At 60.2% G+C, this 16,237-nt stretch carries 17 protein-coding genes; 8 read left to right on the top strand and 9 right to left on the bottom strand.

What is annotated here, in order from left to right; genetic code table 11:
* Positions 1 to 59: 59 nt before the first annotated feature.
* The 4 genes from HYPDE_RS10900 to HYPDE_RS10885 form a co-directional block, all read right to left on the bottom strand.
* Entirely contained in the window at positions 60 to 1,391 is a 1,332-nt protein-coding gene (locus HYPDE_RS10900; protein ID WP_015598512.1) for a hypothetical protein, read from the bottom strand.
* 104 nt (positions 1,392 to 1,495) lie between these two features.
* Entirely contained in the window at positions 1,496 to 2,179 is a 684-nt protein-coding gene (locus HYPDE_RS10895) for a hypothetical protein (RefSeq protein ID WP_015598511.1), read from the bottom strand.
* A 12-nt stretch (positions 2,180 to 2,191) separates the two neighbouring features.
* Positions 2,192 to 2,683 carry a methyltransferase family protein gene (locus HYPDE_RS10890; RefSeq protein ID WP_015598510.1) on the bottom strand — a complete coding sequence of 164 codons (492 nt, stop codon included), beginning with the start codon at positions 2,681 to 2,683 and terminating at the stop codon, positions 2,192 to 2,194.
* A 95-nt stretch (positions 2,684 to 2,778) separates the two neighbouring features.
* On the bottom strand, positions 2,779 to 3,282 hold the full coding sequence (locus tag HYPDE_RS10885; RefSeq protein WP_015598509.1) for a hypothetical protein: 504 nt from the start codon (positions 3,280 to 3,282) through the stop codon (positions 2,779 to 2,781).
* Between the two features lie 195 nt (positions 3,283 to 3,477).
* Between HYPDE_RS10885 and HYPDE_RS10880 the strand changes: the two genes are divergently transcribed.
* The 5 genes from HYPDE_RS10880 (at position 3,478) to HYPDE_RS10860 (ending at position 7,204) form a co-directional block, all read left to right on the top strand.
* Positions 3,478 to 3,909 carry a hypothetical protein gene (locus tag HYPDE_RS10880; protein ID WP_015598508.1) on the top strand — a complete coding sequence of 144 codons (432 nt, stop codon included), beginning with the start codon at positions 3,478 to 3,480 and terminating at the stop codon, positions 3,907 to 3,909.
* A 75-nt stretch (positions 3,910 to 3,984) separates the two neighbouring features.
* A complete protein-coding gene (locus HYPDE_RS10875; protein ID WP_015598507.1) occupies positions 3,985 to 4,422 on the top strand; it encodes a DUF1489 family protein in 438 nt (145 codons plus the stop codon).
* 20 nt (positions 4,423 to 4,442) lie between these two features.
* Positions 4,443 to 5,555: a pyridoxal phosphate-dependent aminotransferase gene (locus HYPDE_RS10870; RefSeq protein WP_015598506.1), complete on the top strand. Its 1,113-nt coding sequence runs from the start codon at positions 4,443 to 4,445 to the stop codon at positions 5,553 to 5,555.
* Positions 5,556 to 5,625: 70 nt separating this feature from the next.
* Positions 5,626 to 6,810, top strand: a complete 1,185-nt coding sequence (locus HYPDE_RS10865; protein ID WP_015598505.1) for an MFS transporter — start codon at positions 5,626 to 5,628, stop codon at positions 6,808 to 6,810.
* 49 nt (positions 6,811 to 6,859) lie between these two features.
* A complete protein-coding gene (locus HYPDE_RS10860) occupies positions 6,860 to 7,204 on the top strand; it encodes a hypothetical protein (RefSeq protein ID WP_015598504.1) in 345 nt (114 codons plus the stop codon).
* A 71-nt stretch (positions 7,205 to 7,275) separates the two neighbouring features.
* Here HYPDE_RS10860 and glnA read toward each other — a convergent pair whose 3' ends face one another.
* Both glnA and HYPDE_RS10850 read right to left on the bottom strand, forming a co-directional pair.
* On the bottom strand, positions 7,276 to 8,685 hold the full coding sequence (glnA, locus tag HYPDE_RS10855; protein ID WP_015598503.1) for a type I glutamate--ammonia ligase: 1,410 nt from the start codon (positions 8,683 to 8,685) through the stop codon (positions 7,276 to 7,278).
* An 89-nt stretch (positions 8,686 to 8,774) separates the two neighbouring features.
* Positions 8,775 to 9,113 carry a P-II family nitrogen regulator gene (locus HYPDE_RS10850; RefSeq protein WP_015598502.1) on the bottom strand — a complete coding sequence of 113 codons (339 nt, stop codon included), beginning with the start codon at positions 9,111 to 9,113 and terminating at the stop codon, positions 8,775 to 8,777.
* Positions 9,114 to 9,371: 258 nt separating this feature from the next.
* On the opposite strand from HYPDE_RS10850, the gene HYPDE_RS10845 reads away from it, so the two are divergent.
* Positions 9,372 to 10,934, top strand: coding sequence for an NAD(P)H-hydrate dehydratase (locus tag HYPDE_RS10845; protein ID WP_015598500.1), 1,563 nt, complete (start codon positions 9,372 to 9,374; stop codon positions 10,932 to 10,934).
* Here the strand turns inward: HYPDE_RS10845 and HYPDE_RS10840 are convergent.
* On the bottom strand, positions 10,931 to 11,521 hold the full coding sequence (locus HYPDE_RS10840) for a thioesterase family protein (protein ID WP_015598499.1): 591 nt from the start codon (positions 11,519 to 11,521) through the stop codon (positions 10,931 to 10,933). The genes HYPDE_RS10845 and HYPDE_RS10840 overlap by 4 nt on opposite strands.
* Positions 11,522 to 11,657: 136 nt before the next feature.
* Here HYPDE_RS10840 and HYPDE_RS10835 point away from each other — a divergent pair, with 136 nt between their 5' ends.
* Entirely contained in the window at positions 11,658 to 13,385 is a 1,728-nt protein-coding gene (locus tag HYPDE_RS10835) for a tetratricopeptide repeat protein (RefSeq protein ID WP_015598498.1), read from the top strand.
* Positions 13,386 to 13,646: 261 nt separating this feature from the next.
* Positions 13,647 to 14,459: a L,D-transpeptidase gene (locus tag HYPDE_RS10830; RefSeq protein WP_015598497.1), complete on the top strand. Its 813-nt coding sequence runs from the start codon at positions 13,647 to 13,649 to the stop codon at positions 14,457 to 14,459.
* Between the two features lie 59 nt (positions 14,460 to 14,518).
* On the opposite strand, the gene HYPDE_RS10825 is transcribed toward HYPDE_RS10830, so the two are convergent.
* Together HYPDE_RS10825 and HYPDE_RS10820 are read right to left on the bottom strand one after the other, a co-directional pair.
* Positions 14,519 to 15,679 carry an EipA family protein gene (locus HYPDE_RS10825; protein WP_015598496.1) on the bottom strand — a complete coding sequence of 387 codons (1,161 nt, stop codon included), beginning with the start codon at positions 15,677 to 15,679 and terminating at the stop codon, positions 14,519 to 14,521.
* Positions 15,680 to 15,762: 83 nt separating this feature from the next.
* Positions 15,763 to 16,173 carry a thioesterase family protein gene (locus HYPDE_RS10820; protein ID WP_041321155.1) on the bottom strand — a complete coding sequence of 137 codons (411 nt, stop codon included), beginning with the start codon at positions 16,171 to 16,173 and terminating at the stop codon, positions 15,763 to 15,765.
* Between the last annotated feature and the right edge of the window lie 64 nt (positions 16,174 to 16,237).

The following is a 16,237-nucleotide window of genomic DNA, read 5'->3' as shown; positions in this document are numbered from 1 at the left end:
ACATAGTCGATGCGCGCCGCAAACAGAAGCCCAACGACCGGGCGGGTGTTGATACCGCTTCAACTCGCTGGCGCATCGAGCTTGCGGGTCAGATCCTCGAATTCCTTGCGCAACTCGTCGCTTTTGAAGATCTGCTCGAGGCTTGGTGATTCGAGCTTTTGAATAGCCTCGAACGATGCGGAGCTTTCACGCATCAGGTCGCGAAGCTGAACGCTGGCTTCGACCGTTTCGTAAGTATTGTCGGCGATTTTCAGGTCGTACGACGCCTTGAGCCGCGCTTTTGCGATCTGTTCGCGTTGTTGCTGCAGATAGCGCCGGTAGCTTTGCGCGGCGTCATCGGCAATTTTCTGGCTGTCGCGATTCGATTCGAGTGCCCGTTGCTGATCCGGACGATTCTCGGCTTTCAAGAGGTCGGCCGTCCGACGTCGCGCAGCCGCGATGTCTGCGATGATGGCTTCGAGCTTCGGCAGATACTGCGTATCGATCTTGGCGATCGTTGCATCCTGGGCCTGCACGAGCATGGCGAACAGAGCCGCATGCATCGCGAAATAGCGGCGTGCCGCACCCATGTTGTCGCCGGTCGAGCCGATGAGCTTCGCGAGTTGCCCGTCGATCATCTTGGCGGCGTTAAACACCGCGACGAGCCGGATAAGGTCGCCTGAGAGCACGCTGTCGAGCAGCAGATCGACCTGTTCGGGCTGGAGTTCGACACCAGCTGCTTTGAGCGCCGCTGCGATCTCCCCTTTTTCCTTTTTGATCTCGTCGCGGTTCGCGGCGATGCGTTTGTTGTTTTCTTCGATCTGCGCTTCGATCGAATCGACCGTATCCGTAAGGATACCGGGGAAGTTCGCCTCCTTCGGCGCGACAAGCTGCTTTTCCTTCAGCTTGACGTTCTGGTCTTCGATGTCGCGGATGTTGTGGTGCAGCACATCGAGCTTCTTCTGGACGTCGACGACCGGCGCGTTCGTTACGATGCCGAGCGCCGCATTGAGAAGGTCGCGAACCTTGGCGTTGCGGTCTTCGCGGGTCTCTTTCCAGAACGGCGGAATGATGTAGTCGTCGCGGCTCGGGAGCTTGCTCGCGCCAGCACGCGTATCGGCGGCGTCCTTGAGCACTGCATCGACCGCCGCCATCAGTGCCTTGGCTTGCTCGTATTGCGGATCACCGTCGCGCGGGTCTTGCGCTGCAGCTTTGGCCGCGGCGGCTTCCGGGCTTAGAGCAGTGCCCTTGGCCGCCGGATCGATCGGCGACGGCGTGCTTGTTTCGCGGGCTTTCAGCCAATCGGCAATGGCGTCGCGCTTGGCCGCCTGCGCGGCGGCGCCGGTCGGAACGCTCAAGATTGCAATAAGCGCGAAACACAGGGCCGTCGCGGGCCGTCGCGGAACCGACATGGACGCCTCCGTCGGCTTTACTGGTGCTGAAAATTCTGGCGAATCAATGGTGCACGCCAGCATCGCTGATGCAACAAATCAGAATGCATTGAAACGCCGCAAAGCTACAGCCGCGCGGCAATCCGGATCAATCTCAGAAAATCCTCGTCGATGCTTCGCGCATCGTCGAGAACGAGAACGTCGGGAAATGTTGAAGCAGATTTGTTAACCGCGTCGGCAGGCTCCGCGCGGTGGACGCCGGCCGTCCCGAAATTCGCGTAGAGGCGGAGCGCCTTGGGCGAGGGCAGGAGCGCGGCGAATGTCTGCGGTGCTCCGATGGCGATAAAGGAGCCCTTGGCATGGAATGCGACGTCGGGAACGGTGCGACCGACTTCGCGCAGCACGAGATCGGCAAGCGGGCGTAAGCCCTTGGCATCGGCGAGCAATCGCTCGATGTCGCGGCGAGGCGGCGCCGGTTTCGTCACGATCGATGGCGGCGACGCTCCCTGGACGTTTTGGAAGGGATGCGGATCGTGCGCCGTTACATCCGGCGGCCTCAGACGTGCCGACGGCGGAACATTGCCGATGTCGTCGGCATAGATCAGCCGCCCGCCGTTGTGATGGATGCGCTCGAGCCAGGAAGCCCAGGAGAATTGAAATCCTTGATGTCGTAGCCAGTCGATAATGGCATTGCGATCGCTATGACCGCATTCCTTGATCGCAACCATCCAGCCGGCCAGATCCCGGCCGGTATCCTCTTTGAGGCTTGCGACGAAGTCCCGCTCCATTTCTGCATAGTCGGTGCTCATCGGGAGTCTGCATTAAATCCAGCGCCGTGTCCGCGCTTTGTAATCGAGGTACGCGTCTCCGAATTGGCGTTCGAGATGACGTTCCTCCGGCAGGATCTGCAGGATCGTGACCAGAACCCCGAAGATCAGTGCCGCGACGACGAACCAGATCGATTTGGTGATTTCGGCGGTTCCAAGCAGTACCAGCACATCGCCGAGATAAATCGGGTTTCGGAAACGGACGAAAGGTCCGGTGGTGACGAGCACGCTGGCGGTTCCGGCAGGAAGATATGTCGTGCCGCTCTTAGTAAGCGTTCTGATGGCCCAGACGATCAGACCAACTCCGGCAAGGCCGAAACCGAGGCCGATCCAATGTGCGGGGCTGTCATTGAGTCCCGGCCATGGAAGTGGCCACATGCGCGCTGCGAGCGCCGCCGCAGCGATCAAGACGATCAGGAGGACGGGTGGCCAAGGAAAACTGTTTGCACGCTCTGTTAAAGCCTCGTCGGCGTTCTGTTCGGTCATCCAGGTAATCTACAGCCAAATGCAGCGAACGCCAGCCAAGGCTGGCGACCAGATCTCTGGCCATAGGGACCCCCCGGATTGCGTGCCCGTTCGGGTCAGGGTTGCTTCTTTTGAGGCGCAGCGGATGGTACCTTGGCTTTCCTGGGCGGCGGTATCCGTGCGGCCGGCGAAACCAGCGGATCGCTTTGCTTGAGCTCATAGTCCAGGTCGTAGCTGTTGCAACCCGACGCGACGAGGCGCTGATTATAATCCTGGAGCCTCTGGAGATCCGCCGCATGCTGGCCTGCCGGATCGGCACCGGTGGCCGTCGTTCCGACCGTTGCGGAGAAAGCCGACTGCAGGCCACGCGACAGGCCCGACGCCTGTTTCCGGTCGCCGTATCCACGGAGTTGCAGGATCAGAACCTGGACCCGTCCGGAAAGCTGCTTGCAGTTGAGTTTTTTGTCGTCGACCGGAGCTTGATAGCCCACGCCGTGTCCGGTGTCGTGTCGCGAGCTTTTTGCATAGGCGCTGGCAATGATCGACGAGCTACCAGTCCCCGCCGCCAGAGTCAGAGGAAGGGCAACGGCAATCAGGCTGAGTGAAGTGAGAAAACGCATTCGCCCTCCAATAAGCGCTTGAAAGCGATCTCAACATGATTCCGGGGCGGGCTAATGGCAAACTTGGCGTACGCCAACGCATTGCCGCTTTCGTGCTGCCAGACTTGCCTTGCTTGCACGCCTCGATTTCAATAGGAGCATCTTGAGCAGTAGCTGCGGCTCAGTCCTGCCGCCCGTTTCGGAGGGAAACGCTCCATGTCGATTGTGCGCATGGCGCTGCTGGCGCTGGTCGTCGGTGCGGCGGGCCCGACGTCGCGGGCTGACGAGCGTGGACCGACCCATTTTGCCTGCGATTTCAACGCCGGATATTCCTGGACGTACGAAGCGGGGAAATTCCGGTCGGAGCCGCCGAAGGACCTTGCCTTCGAAATCGGTAACATCGATCTCGACAAGCAATCGGCAACGCTCATCCTCGATGGCAAATCCGCCAACACGCTCAAGATTGTGCGCGCGCTGAACGCAAACACGTTCCTGGAAGTCGTGAACGAAGGCTTCCTGAATCTCACCACCATCTATGACCGCGATTCGGCGACGGGGACGTATCCGGCCGTTCATTCGCGGCATTTTGGGCTCTTCGGTCAGCCGATGTTCGCCCAATATGCTGGAACGTGCACAGCCAAACCCTAAGCACGGGCCGAAGCCCTGATAAGCTTGTGGATGGGCGAGTTGCCCTTTGACCATCGCGGGAGCACAACTACTGGCATGACCCTGCATCTCGTCAAGCTCTGCGTTGGCGCCACCTCGATTGAAGACCTCGCGGCATGGCAGCGGGAGAATCGTCAGTGCAAGACGCGCGATGGCAAAGCCTGCGTCTATCATCCGACGTATCAGTTCCCGAAAAGGCGCGACGAGTTGCTCGACGGCGGCTCGCTCTACTGGGTGATCCGCGGAACCATCCTCGTCCGCCAGAAGCTCGTCAGTCTCGATGACGGCACGCGGGAGGACGGCACCCCATGCTGTCACCTCGTGCTGGCGCCGCCGCTCATTCCGGTCCGCCCGACACCGCGTCGTGCGTTCCAGGGCTGGCGCTATCTCGATGGGGACGATGCGCCGCCGGACCTCAAAATCGGAAAACGAGACCAGGTTGCGGTCATGCCGGCCGAGATGCGAAAGAAGCTCGCCGATCTCGGCCTCCTCTGAAATCAACCAGCATAGAAGCAATGGCTCGCCCGCCTTTCACGCCAACCATCGCGTCGCTACCGAAGCTTGTGCCCTTTGTCGGGCCCGAGGCGCTGGAGCGCGCCCGCGGACGGCCCTTTGTCGCCCGGCTCGGCGCCAACGAGAGCGTCTTCGGGCCATCTCCGAAAGCTGTCGCGGCGATGCGCGAGGCATCCGGCGAAAACTGGAAGTATTCCGACCCCGAGAATTTCGAGCTGCGCGCGGCAATTGCGGCGCATCACGGCATTGCAATCGAGAACGTAGTGGTCGGTGAAGGCATTGACGGGCTGCTCGGTTTAACGTGCACGCTGTTTTTGACGCCGGGCGCACATGTCGTGACGACCGACGGCGCTTACCCGACATTCAATTTCCATGTCCGTGCTCACGGCGGGACGCTCAATCTCATCCCGATGCAGGATATGCGCGAGGACGTTCCGCGCCTCATCGAAGCTGCGAAGGCCAAGTCGGCCCGCCTGCTTTACGTCTCCAACCCGAACAATCCGATAGGGAGCTGGTGGTCGGCAGATGATCTGAAGAGTTTCATCGGCGCGCTCCCGTCCGAAACTCTTTTGATCCTAGACGAAGCCTACGTCGACACCGCGCCGCCGGGAACAGCGCCGCCGATCGACGTTGCGAATCCGCAGGTCGTGCACTATCGGACGTTTTCGAAGGCATACGGGCTGGCTGGTGCCCGCATCGGCTACGCCATCGGTGAAAAAAGCGTGATCGAAGCCTTCGACAAGGTCCGCAATCATTATGGCATCAACCGCGTCGGGCAAATCGGCGCGCTGGCCGCGCTCCTCGACCAGGAATATCTGCGTAACGCCGTCGGCTCGATTGCTTCCGCGCGCGATCACATCGCTGCTATTGCATCGGAACACGGCCTTTCCTCGCTCCCATCCGGTGCAAACTTCGTCGCAATCGACTGTGGCCGCGACGGCGCCTTCGCCGAGGGCGTGCTGAAGGGGCTCCTCGAACGCGACGTTTTCGTTCGTAAACCGGTCGCCAAGGGCATCGATCATTGCATTCGGGTTTCGTGCGGCCGCGAGAAAGACTTATCCTTCTTTGCTAATGCCCTGTCCGCAGCGATCGAGGACGCGCGCCGGTTGTCATAGCGGTCGCACGACACCCATGGTGACCTTTGGCAATAGAGACAGTTCGCTTCTGGACCGCTAAGGGAAGCGGATGACACTCACCAACGAGCTTGGCCTGACATCCCGCCAGCGTCTCCTGAGCCTTGCAGCAGTCACTGCAACGGCGTTTGGCGTCGGCCTTTCATTCGGCATCGGTTTCCCGTTGACGGCGCTGACATTCGAAGCCTGGAGCCAGCCCAAATGGATGATCGGACTCGCAGGTTCGGTCCCGGCGATCGCCGTGCTGCTGGTGCTTCCGATATTGCCGCGCGTCGTCACGAGGCTCGGCCCGGTCACCGCCATCGCATTTGGATGCCTCGTGGGCGCAGCCGGATTTATGGCGCTCTACGCATTTCAGTCGCCCTGGGCTTGGTTGGTTATCCGATTGCTGATGAGCGTCGGCTTTGCGCTCCCGTGGCTTGCGGGAGAGACATGGATCAATTCGGTTTCCAAGGAGGCGACGCGCGGTCGCGTCATCGCCGTCTATGCGATCGTGTTCTTCTCGGGCTTCGCCATCGGGCCGTTCGTCCTCCAGACTCTTGGATTGGTTGGGCCATGGCCGTTTATCGTGGGGACAGTTGGGTCGGCGGTGGCGAGCCTGCCGATCTTGCTTGCGCGCCAACTCGCCCCTGAGTTCTGCCATGATGGATCGCGCGATCTGGCATCGACCTTCGGGCTCGCGCCCGCCGCGATGGCGGCAGCCTTCATCGGAGGGTTCGCCGAAATCAGCAATCTGTCGCTCATTCCGAATGTCGCGCTTTCCGCAGGGCTTTCGCAGGACGAAGCGCTGAACCTCTTGAGCACGATGACGGCCGGCGGAATTATGCTTCAATTCCCGATTGGCTGGCTCTCCGACAAGGTCTCGCGATTTGCCCTGACGATCGCCGTCGCCGTGGCCTTCATCGCTCTTGTGATGATGATGCCGGTTGCACTGACAGTCCCGAGCGCCGCAAGTGTTCTCGCGTTTCTCCTTGGCGGCGTCATCCTGGGTTTCTACACGCTCGGTCTTGCGGTCATCGGTGAGCGCATTCGCCCCGCGGACCTTGCTGCCGCCAACGCTGCCTTTCTTGTCATGTATCAGGCTGGCTCGATCATCGGTCCGTTCGCTGCAGGCGTCGCGATGACCATATCGCCTGTGATCGGGTTCGTCGCGATCATGACCGGTCTGATGGTCATCTGCACCATAGCTGTCATCGTCCTGGAAAAGCGCGAACGGTGTCAGGCCGGACGTGGTTAACAGATTGTTTGCGCCAGCGCGTTAGCTTGCGAAGGTCGAAACGGCGCCGATGTCGCGCATCGGCTCAACCCGACGCAAGGTATGTGTCATGATGCGAGCGGTCCTGTCGTTTTTCTCGGTGCTGGCCTTCGGCGCGATGACGGCCGCGGTCCTCATCGCCGTATTGCCCTGGGTTTCGGGTCACGCTCCCGATAGCGTGAAAAACCTGACAGAGGGCCTGCAATTCAATTCGGTGATGCTGGGGCTGGTTTTTGGCCTGATGCTCGGCTCGCTCGGTCGTTACAACTGGGCAGATATTCCGCGCCGCGTTGTGACCTGGTTTCTCGTCCGCGAGCGCCAGTTTTTCTATTACGCCCTGATTGCGATCTGCGCCGGCGTGCTGCTCTACTACTGATGCTCCTGCGCCAATGAAAAAAGGGCGGCCACTGCGACCGCCCTTGAAGTAGTGCCTGACCGTTGGTCGCCTCAGACCGAATAGTACATGTCGTACTCGACCGGATGTGGCGTCATCTCGTAGCGCATGTTCTCTTCCATACGCAGCGCGATGTACGCGTCGATCATGTCGTCGTTCATGACGCCGCCCGCCTTGAGGAAATCGCGATCCTTATCGAGGCTGTCGAGTGCTTCGCGCAGCGATGCGGCAACGGTCGGGATCTTAGCGAGTTCCGCCGGCGGCAGATCGTAGAGGTTCTTGTCCATGGCGGGACCCGGATCGATCTTGTTCTGGATGCCGTCGAGGCCCGCCATCAGCATCGCGGTAAATGCGAAGTAGGGGTTGGCACCCGGATCCGGGAAGCGAACTTCGATGCGCTTCGCCTTCGGGTTCGAAACGTGCGGGATGCGGCACGATGCCGAACGATTGCGCGCCGAATAGGCGAGCAGCACCGGCGCTTCATAACCGGGGACGAGACGCTTGTAGGAGTTCGTCAGCGGGTTCGTGAAGGCGTTGATGGCCTTGGCGTGTTTCAGGATGCCGCCGATGTAGTAGAGGCACATCTGCGAGAGGTCGGCATACTTGTCGCCGGCGAACATCGGCTGTCCGCCCTTCCAGATCGACTGGTGGACGTGCATACCCGATCCGTTGTCGCCGAATATCGGCTTCGGCATGAACGTCGCCGTTTTGCCGTAGGCCTGAGACACGTTGTGCACGACGTATTTGTAGATCTGCATATGGTCGGCCATCGTGATCATCGGGCCGAATTTGACGCCGAGTTCGTGCTGGGCGGCAGCGACTTCGTGGTGGTGCTTTTCGACGGCAACGCCCATCTCCGACATCACAGAGAGCATCTCGGAGCGGATGTCCTGGCAGCTGTCGATCGGCGGAACCGGGAAATAGCCGCCCTTGACGCGCGGACGGTGGCCGAGGTTGCCCATCTCGATATCGGCTGACGAATTTGTCGGCAGCTCGCTCGAGTCGACCTTGAACCCGACCGAGTACATGTCGGTCGAAAATCTGACGTCGTCGAAGATGAAGAACTCGGCTTCCGGGCCGAAGTAGACTTTGTCGCCGAGGCCGAGCGACATCATGTAGGCCTCCGCCTTCTTGGCGATCGAGCGCGGGTCGCGTTCATAGGGCTGGCCCGTCGAAGGCTCGAGAACGTCACAGAAGAGCGCAACCGTCGTCTGCGCGAAGAATGGGTCGACGTGTGCCGAGGTCGGATCGGGCATCAACGTCATGTCGGACGCTTCGATCGACTTCCAACCTGCGATCGACGAGCCGTCGAAGGCATAGCCGTCGCTGAACACGCTGTCGTCAATGCAACTGACGTCCGCAGTCACGTGCTGCATTTTGCCTTTAGTGTCCGTGAACCTGAAATCCACGAACTTGGCTTCCTTGTCCTTGATGAATTTAAGGACGTCACTTGCGTTCTTCATAGACACTCCCCTGTCTCGTAATGCGTTACAGCTCGCGCGAGCCGAATTGGCCGATTGATCTCTTCAAATCGGGTATTGCTCGTTCGGTTTCAGATCGCGTCGCGGCCGGATTCGCCGGTTCGGATGCGGATGGCGTCCTCGACGGTCGAAATGAAGATCTTGCCGTCGCCGATGCGGCCCGTCTTGGCGGCCTTTTGAATGGCCTCGACGGCCTTGTCGAGCATGTCGTCGCTCAACACGACCTCGATTTTTACTTTGGGCAGGAAATCCACGACATACTCGGCGCCGCGATAGAGTTCGGTATGGCCTTTCTGGCGACCGAACCCTTTGGCTTCGATCACGGTGATGCCTTGCAAGCCGATTTCCTGTAGCGCTTCTTTTACTTCATCGAGCTTGAAGGGCTTTATGATCGCTTCAATCTTCTTCATTTTGGCCCCTTGGATGATGGACAGCATGTTGATGGCGACCCGCACCTGCCCAATGGCCGAATGGCTAGCAGGGGCCGTGCCATTCTCGGCATCGGTAGTGAATGCCAGATATATCAGTAGCTTGGCTCATCTGTTCAGAGCTGAGGTCAAGCCACGTTCGTCTTATACGCCTAAAAAAAGTGCTGTCTGCTTGAATTTCAGGCGGCAAGTGATGGAGCGCAGGCAAGACAGGAGTGCAATCGGGATCGAGGTCGCTGCATGAACGAGCTTTTGTCGACCTCGGAGATGGCTGAAGCCGACCGCCTGGCCGCGGCAGGAAGCGTCCCGAGCCTCGATCTGATGGAGAATGCGGGCCGCGCTGTCGCCGAGGCGGCGCTGAAGCTTGCCGCCGATCTGGCCCGACCGAGCGCTCGGATCGCCGTCCTCTGCGGACCTGGTAACAACGGCGGCGACGGTTTCGTTGCGGCCCGGCATTTGCGCGATCGAGGCTTCGACGTCCGCCTCTTTCTTCTTGGCGAGCGCGCAGCGTTGAAAGGCGATGCGGCGGAGATGGCGCGCCGCTGGCCGCTGCCGATCCGCCCCGCGACGCCGGACGCGCTGCAGAGCATGAATGTCGTGATCGATGCGCTGTTCGGCGCCGGACTGTCACGCCCGCTTGACGGTGCCGCTGCCGAATTGGTTGACGCCGTGAACGCGAGCGGCCTTCCGGTTATCGCCGTCGATGTTCCGAGCGGATTGAATGGAACGACGGGCGAAAGCGCCGGGCCGGTTATTCGGGCGTGCAAGACTGTCACGTTTTTCCGCAAGAAGCCGGGCCATCTGTTGATGCCCGGGCGCGATCTTTGCGGCGAGGTAATCGTCGTACCGATCGGTATTCCCGAGTCCGTGCTTCAGACACTGAAGCCTGCCGTCCACGAAAATCTAACCTCTCTCTGGCTCCGGTCATATCCCTGGCCGCGGGATGGGGGACACAAGTACGATCGTGGCCATGCCATCGTCGTCTCGGGACCGCCGCAACAGACGGGCGCGACGCGACTTGGTGCACGTGGGGCGCTGCGCGTCGGTGCCGGACTTGTGACGATGGTCGGAAGCGCTGCGTCGACGGCTGTCAATGCCGCGCATGTCACGGCCATCATGGTCCGAAGTGTTCAGGGCAGCGGAGCGCTCGCTGAGTTCCTCCAGGATGTTCGCAGGAATGCGGTGCTCATCGGCCCTGGAGCATCGGTCGGCCCCGAAACCGCCGAAGACGTGCTCTCGATATTGAAATCGCAGGCGGCCGTCGTGCTCGACGCCGATGCGCTGACATCGTTTGCCGACGGCAATAAAAATCCTGCCCGTTCGGAAGCCGGAATGGGCTTCCTGGCCCGAAACGGCCAAAGCGAAATAAGCCCCGCCGCATTGTTTACAGCTATAAAGGGTCGCGCCGCCCCGGTCGTGATGACGCCGCATGACGGAGAGTTCAAGCGCCTCTTCGGTGCGGTGGAAGGCTCGAAACTTGACCGTGCACGGCACGCCGCCGAGCAATCCGGTGCGATCGTAATCCTCAAAGGCACCGACACGGTGATAGCTGAACCGGGCGGCCGCGCGGCGATCAACGCCAATGCTCCCCCTTGGCTCGCAACGGCCGGATCGGGCGACGTGCTTGCTGGCTTCGTCCTCGGTCTTCTGGCACAGCGCATGCCGGCTTTCGAAGCCGCGTGCGCAGCGGTTTGGCTGCATGGCGAATGCGCCAGCCAGTTCGGCATTGGTCTGATCGCCGAGGACTTGCCCGAAATGCTGCCGCGCATTCTCGCCGATCTTCACAGCCGGGCGCAGCACTAAACACGCCCGGTTTGCTTCAACTGATCGTCGGCATGCAGGAACGCCTCGACTTCGGTGGTCGCGGGTGGGCTCGTCTCTAAGACGCCAAGAAGCGCCATCAGCCGCGCGATCTCGATGAATTTTCGTTCCTTGCGATCGTAAAGCCCGCCCTTGAACAGAGCCCGTGCAGCGACCTGACCGTCGCGCGGTCCTCCGTCGACGATGAAGATCTGCTCCATCACAACAAGGCTCGCGTCCCAGCAGAGCAGCTTGGTGTCGAGCCGGAATTTCTGGAATAGACGCAGCTCACGCTGGAAGCGAATCGTGATGGCGCTCGCAATCGGCGTCCATTTATGGCGCAGCACCTCGCGCCAGAGACCCGACCTGACCATGATGTCAAGACGCCCGAGGTCCATCAGCGTGAGATAGCGGCCGTTGTTCATGTGAAGCGAAAGATCGAGATCGTGCGGCCACACGCGAAAATTCAGCATGGACGACTCGCGGGGCAGGCTCAGAAGCCCACGCCGTTGCGCCGTCAGCAGGAGCCACAAAAGCCTCACCCAGAGGTTCATCAGAACGGTCTCCGAAACGAGAACTTGCAGCGTCATGCCCGCCCTACCTATAGTCAAATGGGCCGACTGCCGCGGGCTGTTCGCGATTGCTCCTTGCCGGGCCATAATGGCATTTTAAGAAGACGTTACGGCGAATCGATTGATGTCCGGGCAGGAAAGGTGAACGACAGGAATGCTGCGGCCTACACGCCTCGCGCAGATACTCGTTGCTTCAGCTGTCACCGCAGGCGGAGCGATAGCCGCCGAAGGCGTTCCGCAACCTTCGGCCGCCGAGCAGGGCGCCGCCGAGATGGTTCGCGGCGACGTTGCGACGGCGGTTGCGGCCTACACGGAAGCGCTGCGCGATACGGGGCTCGCCAATGACCGCCGAGCCACGATCCTGAATGATCGCGCGGTCGCCAGTGCCCGCCTTGGTCAAACCAAGCTCGCACTCGAAGACTACAATCGCGCCGTCGAGCTGTTTCCCGAGTATCCCGTCGCCTACAACAATCGCGGCAACCTGCTTGTTGCCGTTGGCCAGCTTGACGAAGCGATGAAGGATTTCGACCGTGCGCTCGTGCTCGCGCCCGGGTATGCAGCCGCCTATTCCAATCGCGCCAATGCCGAGATGAGGCTTGGAAAGCCGGATGTTGCAATTCGCGACTTCACGAAATCGATAGAGTTGATGCCGGCGAGCGCGCCGCCGTTGTCCGGCCGCGGCCTCGCATATCTGGCAACCGACAAACCTCATGCCGCCATTCGCGATTTTTCGCGTGCCGTCAGTGCCGACGCGCGGTTCGCTTCTGCCTACCGTAATCGCGCCGAGGCACGCATGACCATCGGCCAGCGGGATGAGGCTATCGAGGATTTGTCCCGCGCCGTCGCCTTTGATGTGAACAACACGGAACTTTATGTCGTTCGCGGTTACGCTTATTTGCTGAACGGAAATACCGCGTCTGCGCTCAAAGACTTTTCTCACGCAATTGAACTCGACGGAAAATCGAGCGCGGCATTCGAAGGCCGCGGCCTCGCCAACAGCCTCGCGGAAGCCCCCGATGATGCTTATGCGGATTTGAACCGTGCCATTGAACTCGATCCGCGTTCTCCGGTCGCCTATGCGTTCCGTGCTGTCGTCTACAAGCAGAACAACCAGCCGGATATCGGCGCCAGGGACGTCGAAACGGCGATCAAGCTCGATCCGAATTCTCCGGAGGCGCTATGGGCTCGCGGCGAGATTGCGGAGGCGAGTGGCCACGCCGATACCGCGATCGCCGATCTGAGGCATGTGCTGCAGTTGAAGCCGAGCTGGCAATTCGCAGCCGACGCTCTGAAACGATTGGGAGCGCCGGTTGATGATGGCGATGACAAACCGCAACCGGCGCTCGATATTCCCAAGTGGCATGTCGTTCTGCACGGCAAGACGTACTTTGCCGTGAGCGACGACTACGGTCAGATTCGCGTGCCGCTGGAAATGATCGGCGAGGGTTTGCCGAAGCTTCTTGAATGGGAGGTCAAGGCCCCGCCTTACGCGAGCTACGGTATCCTGCGCTTCTCAGGCGGTAGTGTTGCGGGCAAGAACGGTCCTGAAGATACCGAACTCGCGGCCATCGTCGACATTGCGGCTGCAAAGGTTATCGCGATTCAGCCAAATAAGCAGGGCGCGCGCGTGGCAACCTGGACGTGGGACGGCGATCACCTGCAAGTCGCGAGCGTTGACGGCGTGACCGACGAATACCAGCTCCGCCCCATTGCGGTGGCTGTAGTCGGAGCAGGCGCACAAAGGCGTTATGATGCTGGACAGGGCGGGCAGGGATTGGCGCCTTGGGATTCGCCGTTTGGCGCCCCTCAGTCATCTCGGGATTCTCGCCAGCGGCGCTACGCCAAGCCCAAATCGATTTTTGATCTTTTGTTCGGAAACTGAATTCTTATCGGAAGAACAGGGCCGCCATGCGCTCGCCCGTTTGCGGCTTATGAACGAATAGCGAATTCCAGCTGATGAATGTGGTTTTTGTGTATCGAGTGATCGCAAAGCCATTCCGGAATAAGCGAATTAAGAGACGCATGCGCAACGCGTCGCTCGTAAGGATCTGGTTTAGAATATTCCCAATATCACGAACGATTTCGCTTCCTTCATCTTATGATACAGATATGCGGGCTCCGCGTATTGCGTAGGGAGAGAGTTATGTTGCGTGCACGTATATTGGCAGCGTTGCTATTCGCTGTTTTGCCGGCCGTTCCTGTTGCAGCTCAGGACGTCGAAACAAGCGAAAAGACCGTTGGCGCCATGGACGCATCCGCTACGCCGGCGGCGGAACAAGGCGCGGCGAAATCGGAAGCCCCGGCTGAACCTGCGGTGAAGCCGAAGCCGTTACCGCCGACGCTCACGGCTTCGATCGATCTCACGCGCCAGAAAATGACGGTCAAGGTCGACGGCGAGACCCGCTACAGCTGGCCTATATCGTCCGGTGTTGCTGCGTACGCAACGCCGACAGGCAATTTCCGTCCGCAGTGGACGGCAAAGATGTGGTATTCGCGCAAATACGATATGGCGCCGATGCCAAATGCCGTATTCATCAACGGCGGCGTCGCCGTGCATGGGACCTATCACACGAAGTACCTCGGCAGTCCAGCTTCGCACGGTTGCATTCGACTTGCACCGGGGAATGCCGCGACCTTTTACAATCTCGTGCAGCGGCACGGCCTCGGCAGGACACGTGTCAGCATCCACGGCCGCCCGAATTGGAGAGGCGGCGCCGAGATTGCCAGCCGCAATGAAGATCGCAAGTCAAGATACGCCGACAGCCAGGCTAGCTGGTTCTGGGGCGATAGCGGGTATGACTCTGCTTATGATCCAAGCTTTACGCGCAAGAAAGCTCGCAAGGGCTACGTTTATGTAGATGGCAAGCTGATGAAGGCTTATCGTCGCAAGAACGGCGAATATGTCTATCGGCCGGTGCGGCGACGCGCATACTCGGGTTATGCCAGCGGCTACTGAGCCATCCTGTCGTCAGGGTTTGGAAGGCTCGGCATCGGCCGGGCCTTTTTCGTTGGAGGTCAGAATGGATTCCATGTCGGCTGCGGTGTGAAGCGAACGTAGCCGAGGTTGGCGCCGAGCCGCATGCCGACGCCAGACCGGATCGGTGCCATGATCACGGGTCCGCCTTTGAGCAGCGTCAGGCCGACACCGCCGACAAAGTAGGCGGATCCGTCGATACCTGTGAAGTTGCGGTAGAGGTCGTCGGAACTCCTCATACGGTAGATGAGGAACAGGGTCCGCGATCCCGAAGCGCCCAAATCGGTGCCGACGGACGGGCCGTGCCAATAGACCTCGCGCACGTCTCGCTCGTTTCGCATGTAAAGCGTGCCCTTTCCGAAGCGAAGGCCGGCGAAGAATGCGCCGCCACCCTCAGTCCCGAGCACATACGCGGTTGGGCGCCCCATTTCCTTGAAGGCGTGCTCGATGACGCTCGCGAGATTGGTCGAAATCGTGCCGAAGAATCCACGCGTCGCCTCGCGGATCTCGTCGATCGAATACCCGTCCTGCTGCATGGGCGGAGGCATGACATTGCCGCCTTGCTCGCGCATCGCGAGGCTCGGCCTTTTGTAGGCATCGTCGGGTTTCGTATCGGCTGTCCACGTTGACGAAGCCGGAGGAGGCTTTACCGAATGCGGGGCGGTTTCAATGCGTTTAGGAGGTGCGGTTGCTGGCTTTGCGGGTTTCTCCGTATCGGCAGATTGTGTGGCTGCCTCAGGCTTCGTCGTCGGTCCTTGGCGCTCTGCTTCGGCAATTTTCTCGTCGAGGCGCCGTATCATGTAATCCGACTTTGTCTTGATGACCTTATTGAGTTCCGCCGCCGCCGTCTTCACCTGCGCGAGCTTGGAGCAGTCGGGCACCGCGCCATCGGGAACCCGGCCGAGGGAGTCGACGGTCAGCAGCAGATCGGCACTTTTCTTATCGAGATCGTCGAGCGTTGAATCTCTGACCGCGTCAAGTGCGGTCTCCTCGTAGTTTTCGTTGGAAAGCTTCTTCGCCGCCTTATATCGGCGAAGGCGGTCTTGAATTTTGGGTTGAGCATCAAGCGTCAAGGCGCGCAGGCTTGCTGCGGATTGGTCGACAGCCTCCGCAAAATCGTTCGCCGTGCAGTCGGCAGCTTCGGCGGGGTGTCCGACGACGAGTAAGAGGATGGCCGCGGCAGAGAAAAGACTCGGTCGCATGGGTTGGAAGCTCCAGAAGCAGACGCCAATGTTCAGCAAGCATACTTCCCGATTCCGGTGCCTCAAGGGCCGCCGGAATTTTGTTAGGTCTGTTGCAGAGATTTGGCGGTTAGGCGAGCCATGAAACGCGCCGTATCAACTACGACGCGGGTGTGAGAGCCCGACCCGATCTGTTCGATACCGTCATTTGCGATGACGTCGAACGTCAATTTGCGGCCATCGATGGATTTGAGCGTTGCGGTCGCCGTGACGTTAAAACCGAGCGGCGTCGGCGAGGAGTGTGTCACATCGAGATGCACGCCGAGGCTTTGATGTCCTTCAGGCAATTGCGCCTCGATGCAATCGACCGCCGCCGCTTCCATCAATGCAATGAGCATAGGGCTGGCAAACACCGGCGCGCTGCCGCTGCCGACAGCGGGAGCGAGACGTTGCTCGACCACGAGTGCGCTTGCCGATCCACGCAAGCCGATCTGTAATTTCGATATGTCCGCCATCTTCCGCTCCATGTTCGCCAGGGGCCATAGCGGGCAACCCCGAGCGGCGCAAACGATTTCGAAA

Source organism: Hyphomicrobium denitrificans 1NES1 (genome assembly GCF_000230975.2).
Classification (GTDB): Bacteria; Pseudomonadota; Alphaproteobacteria; order Rhizobiales; family Hyphomicrobiaceae; genus Hyphomicrobium_B; species Hyphomicrobium_B denitrificans_A.
The sequence above is the reverse complement of the archived record's forward strand: the minus strand, read 5'-3'. Positions and strand labels throughout refer to the sequence as shown.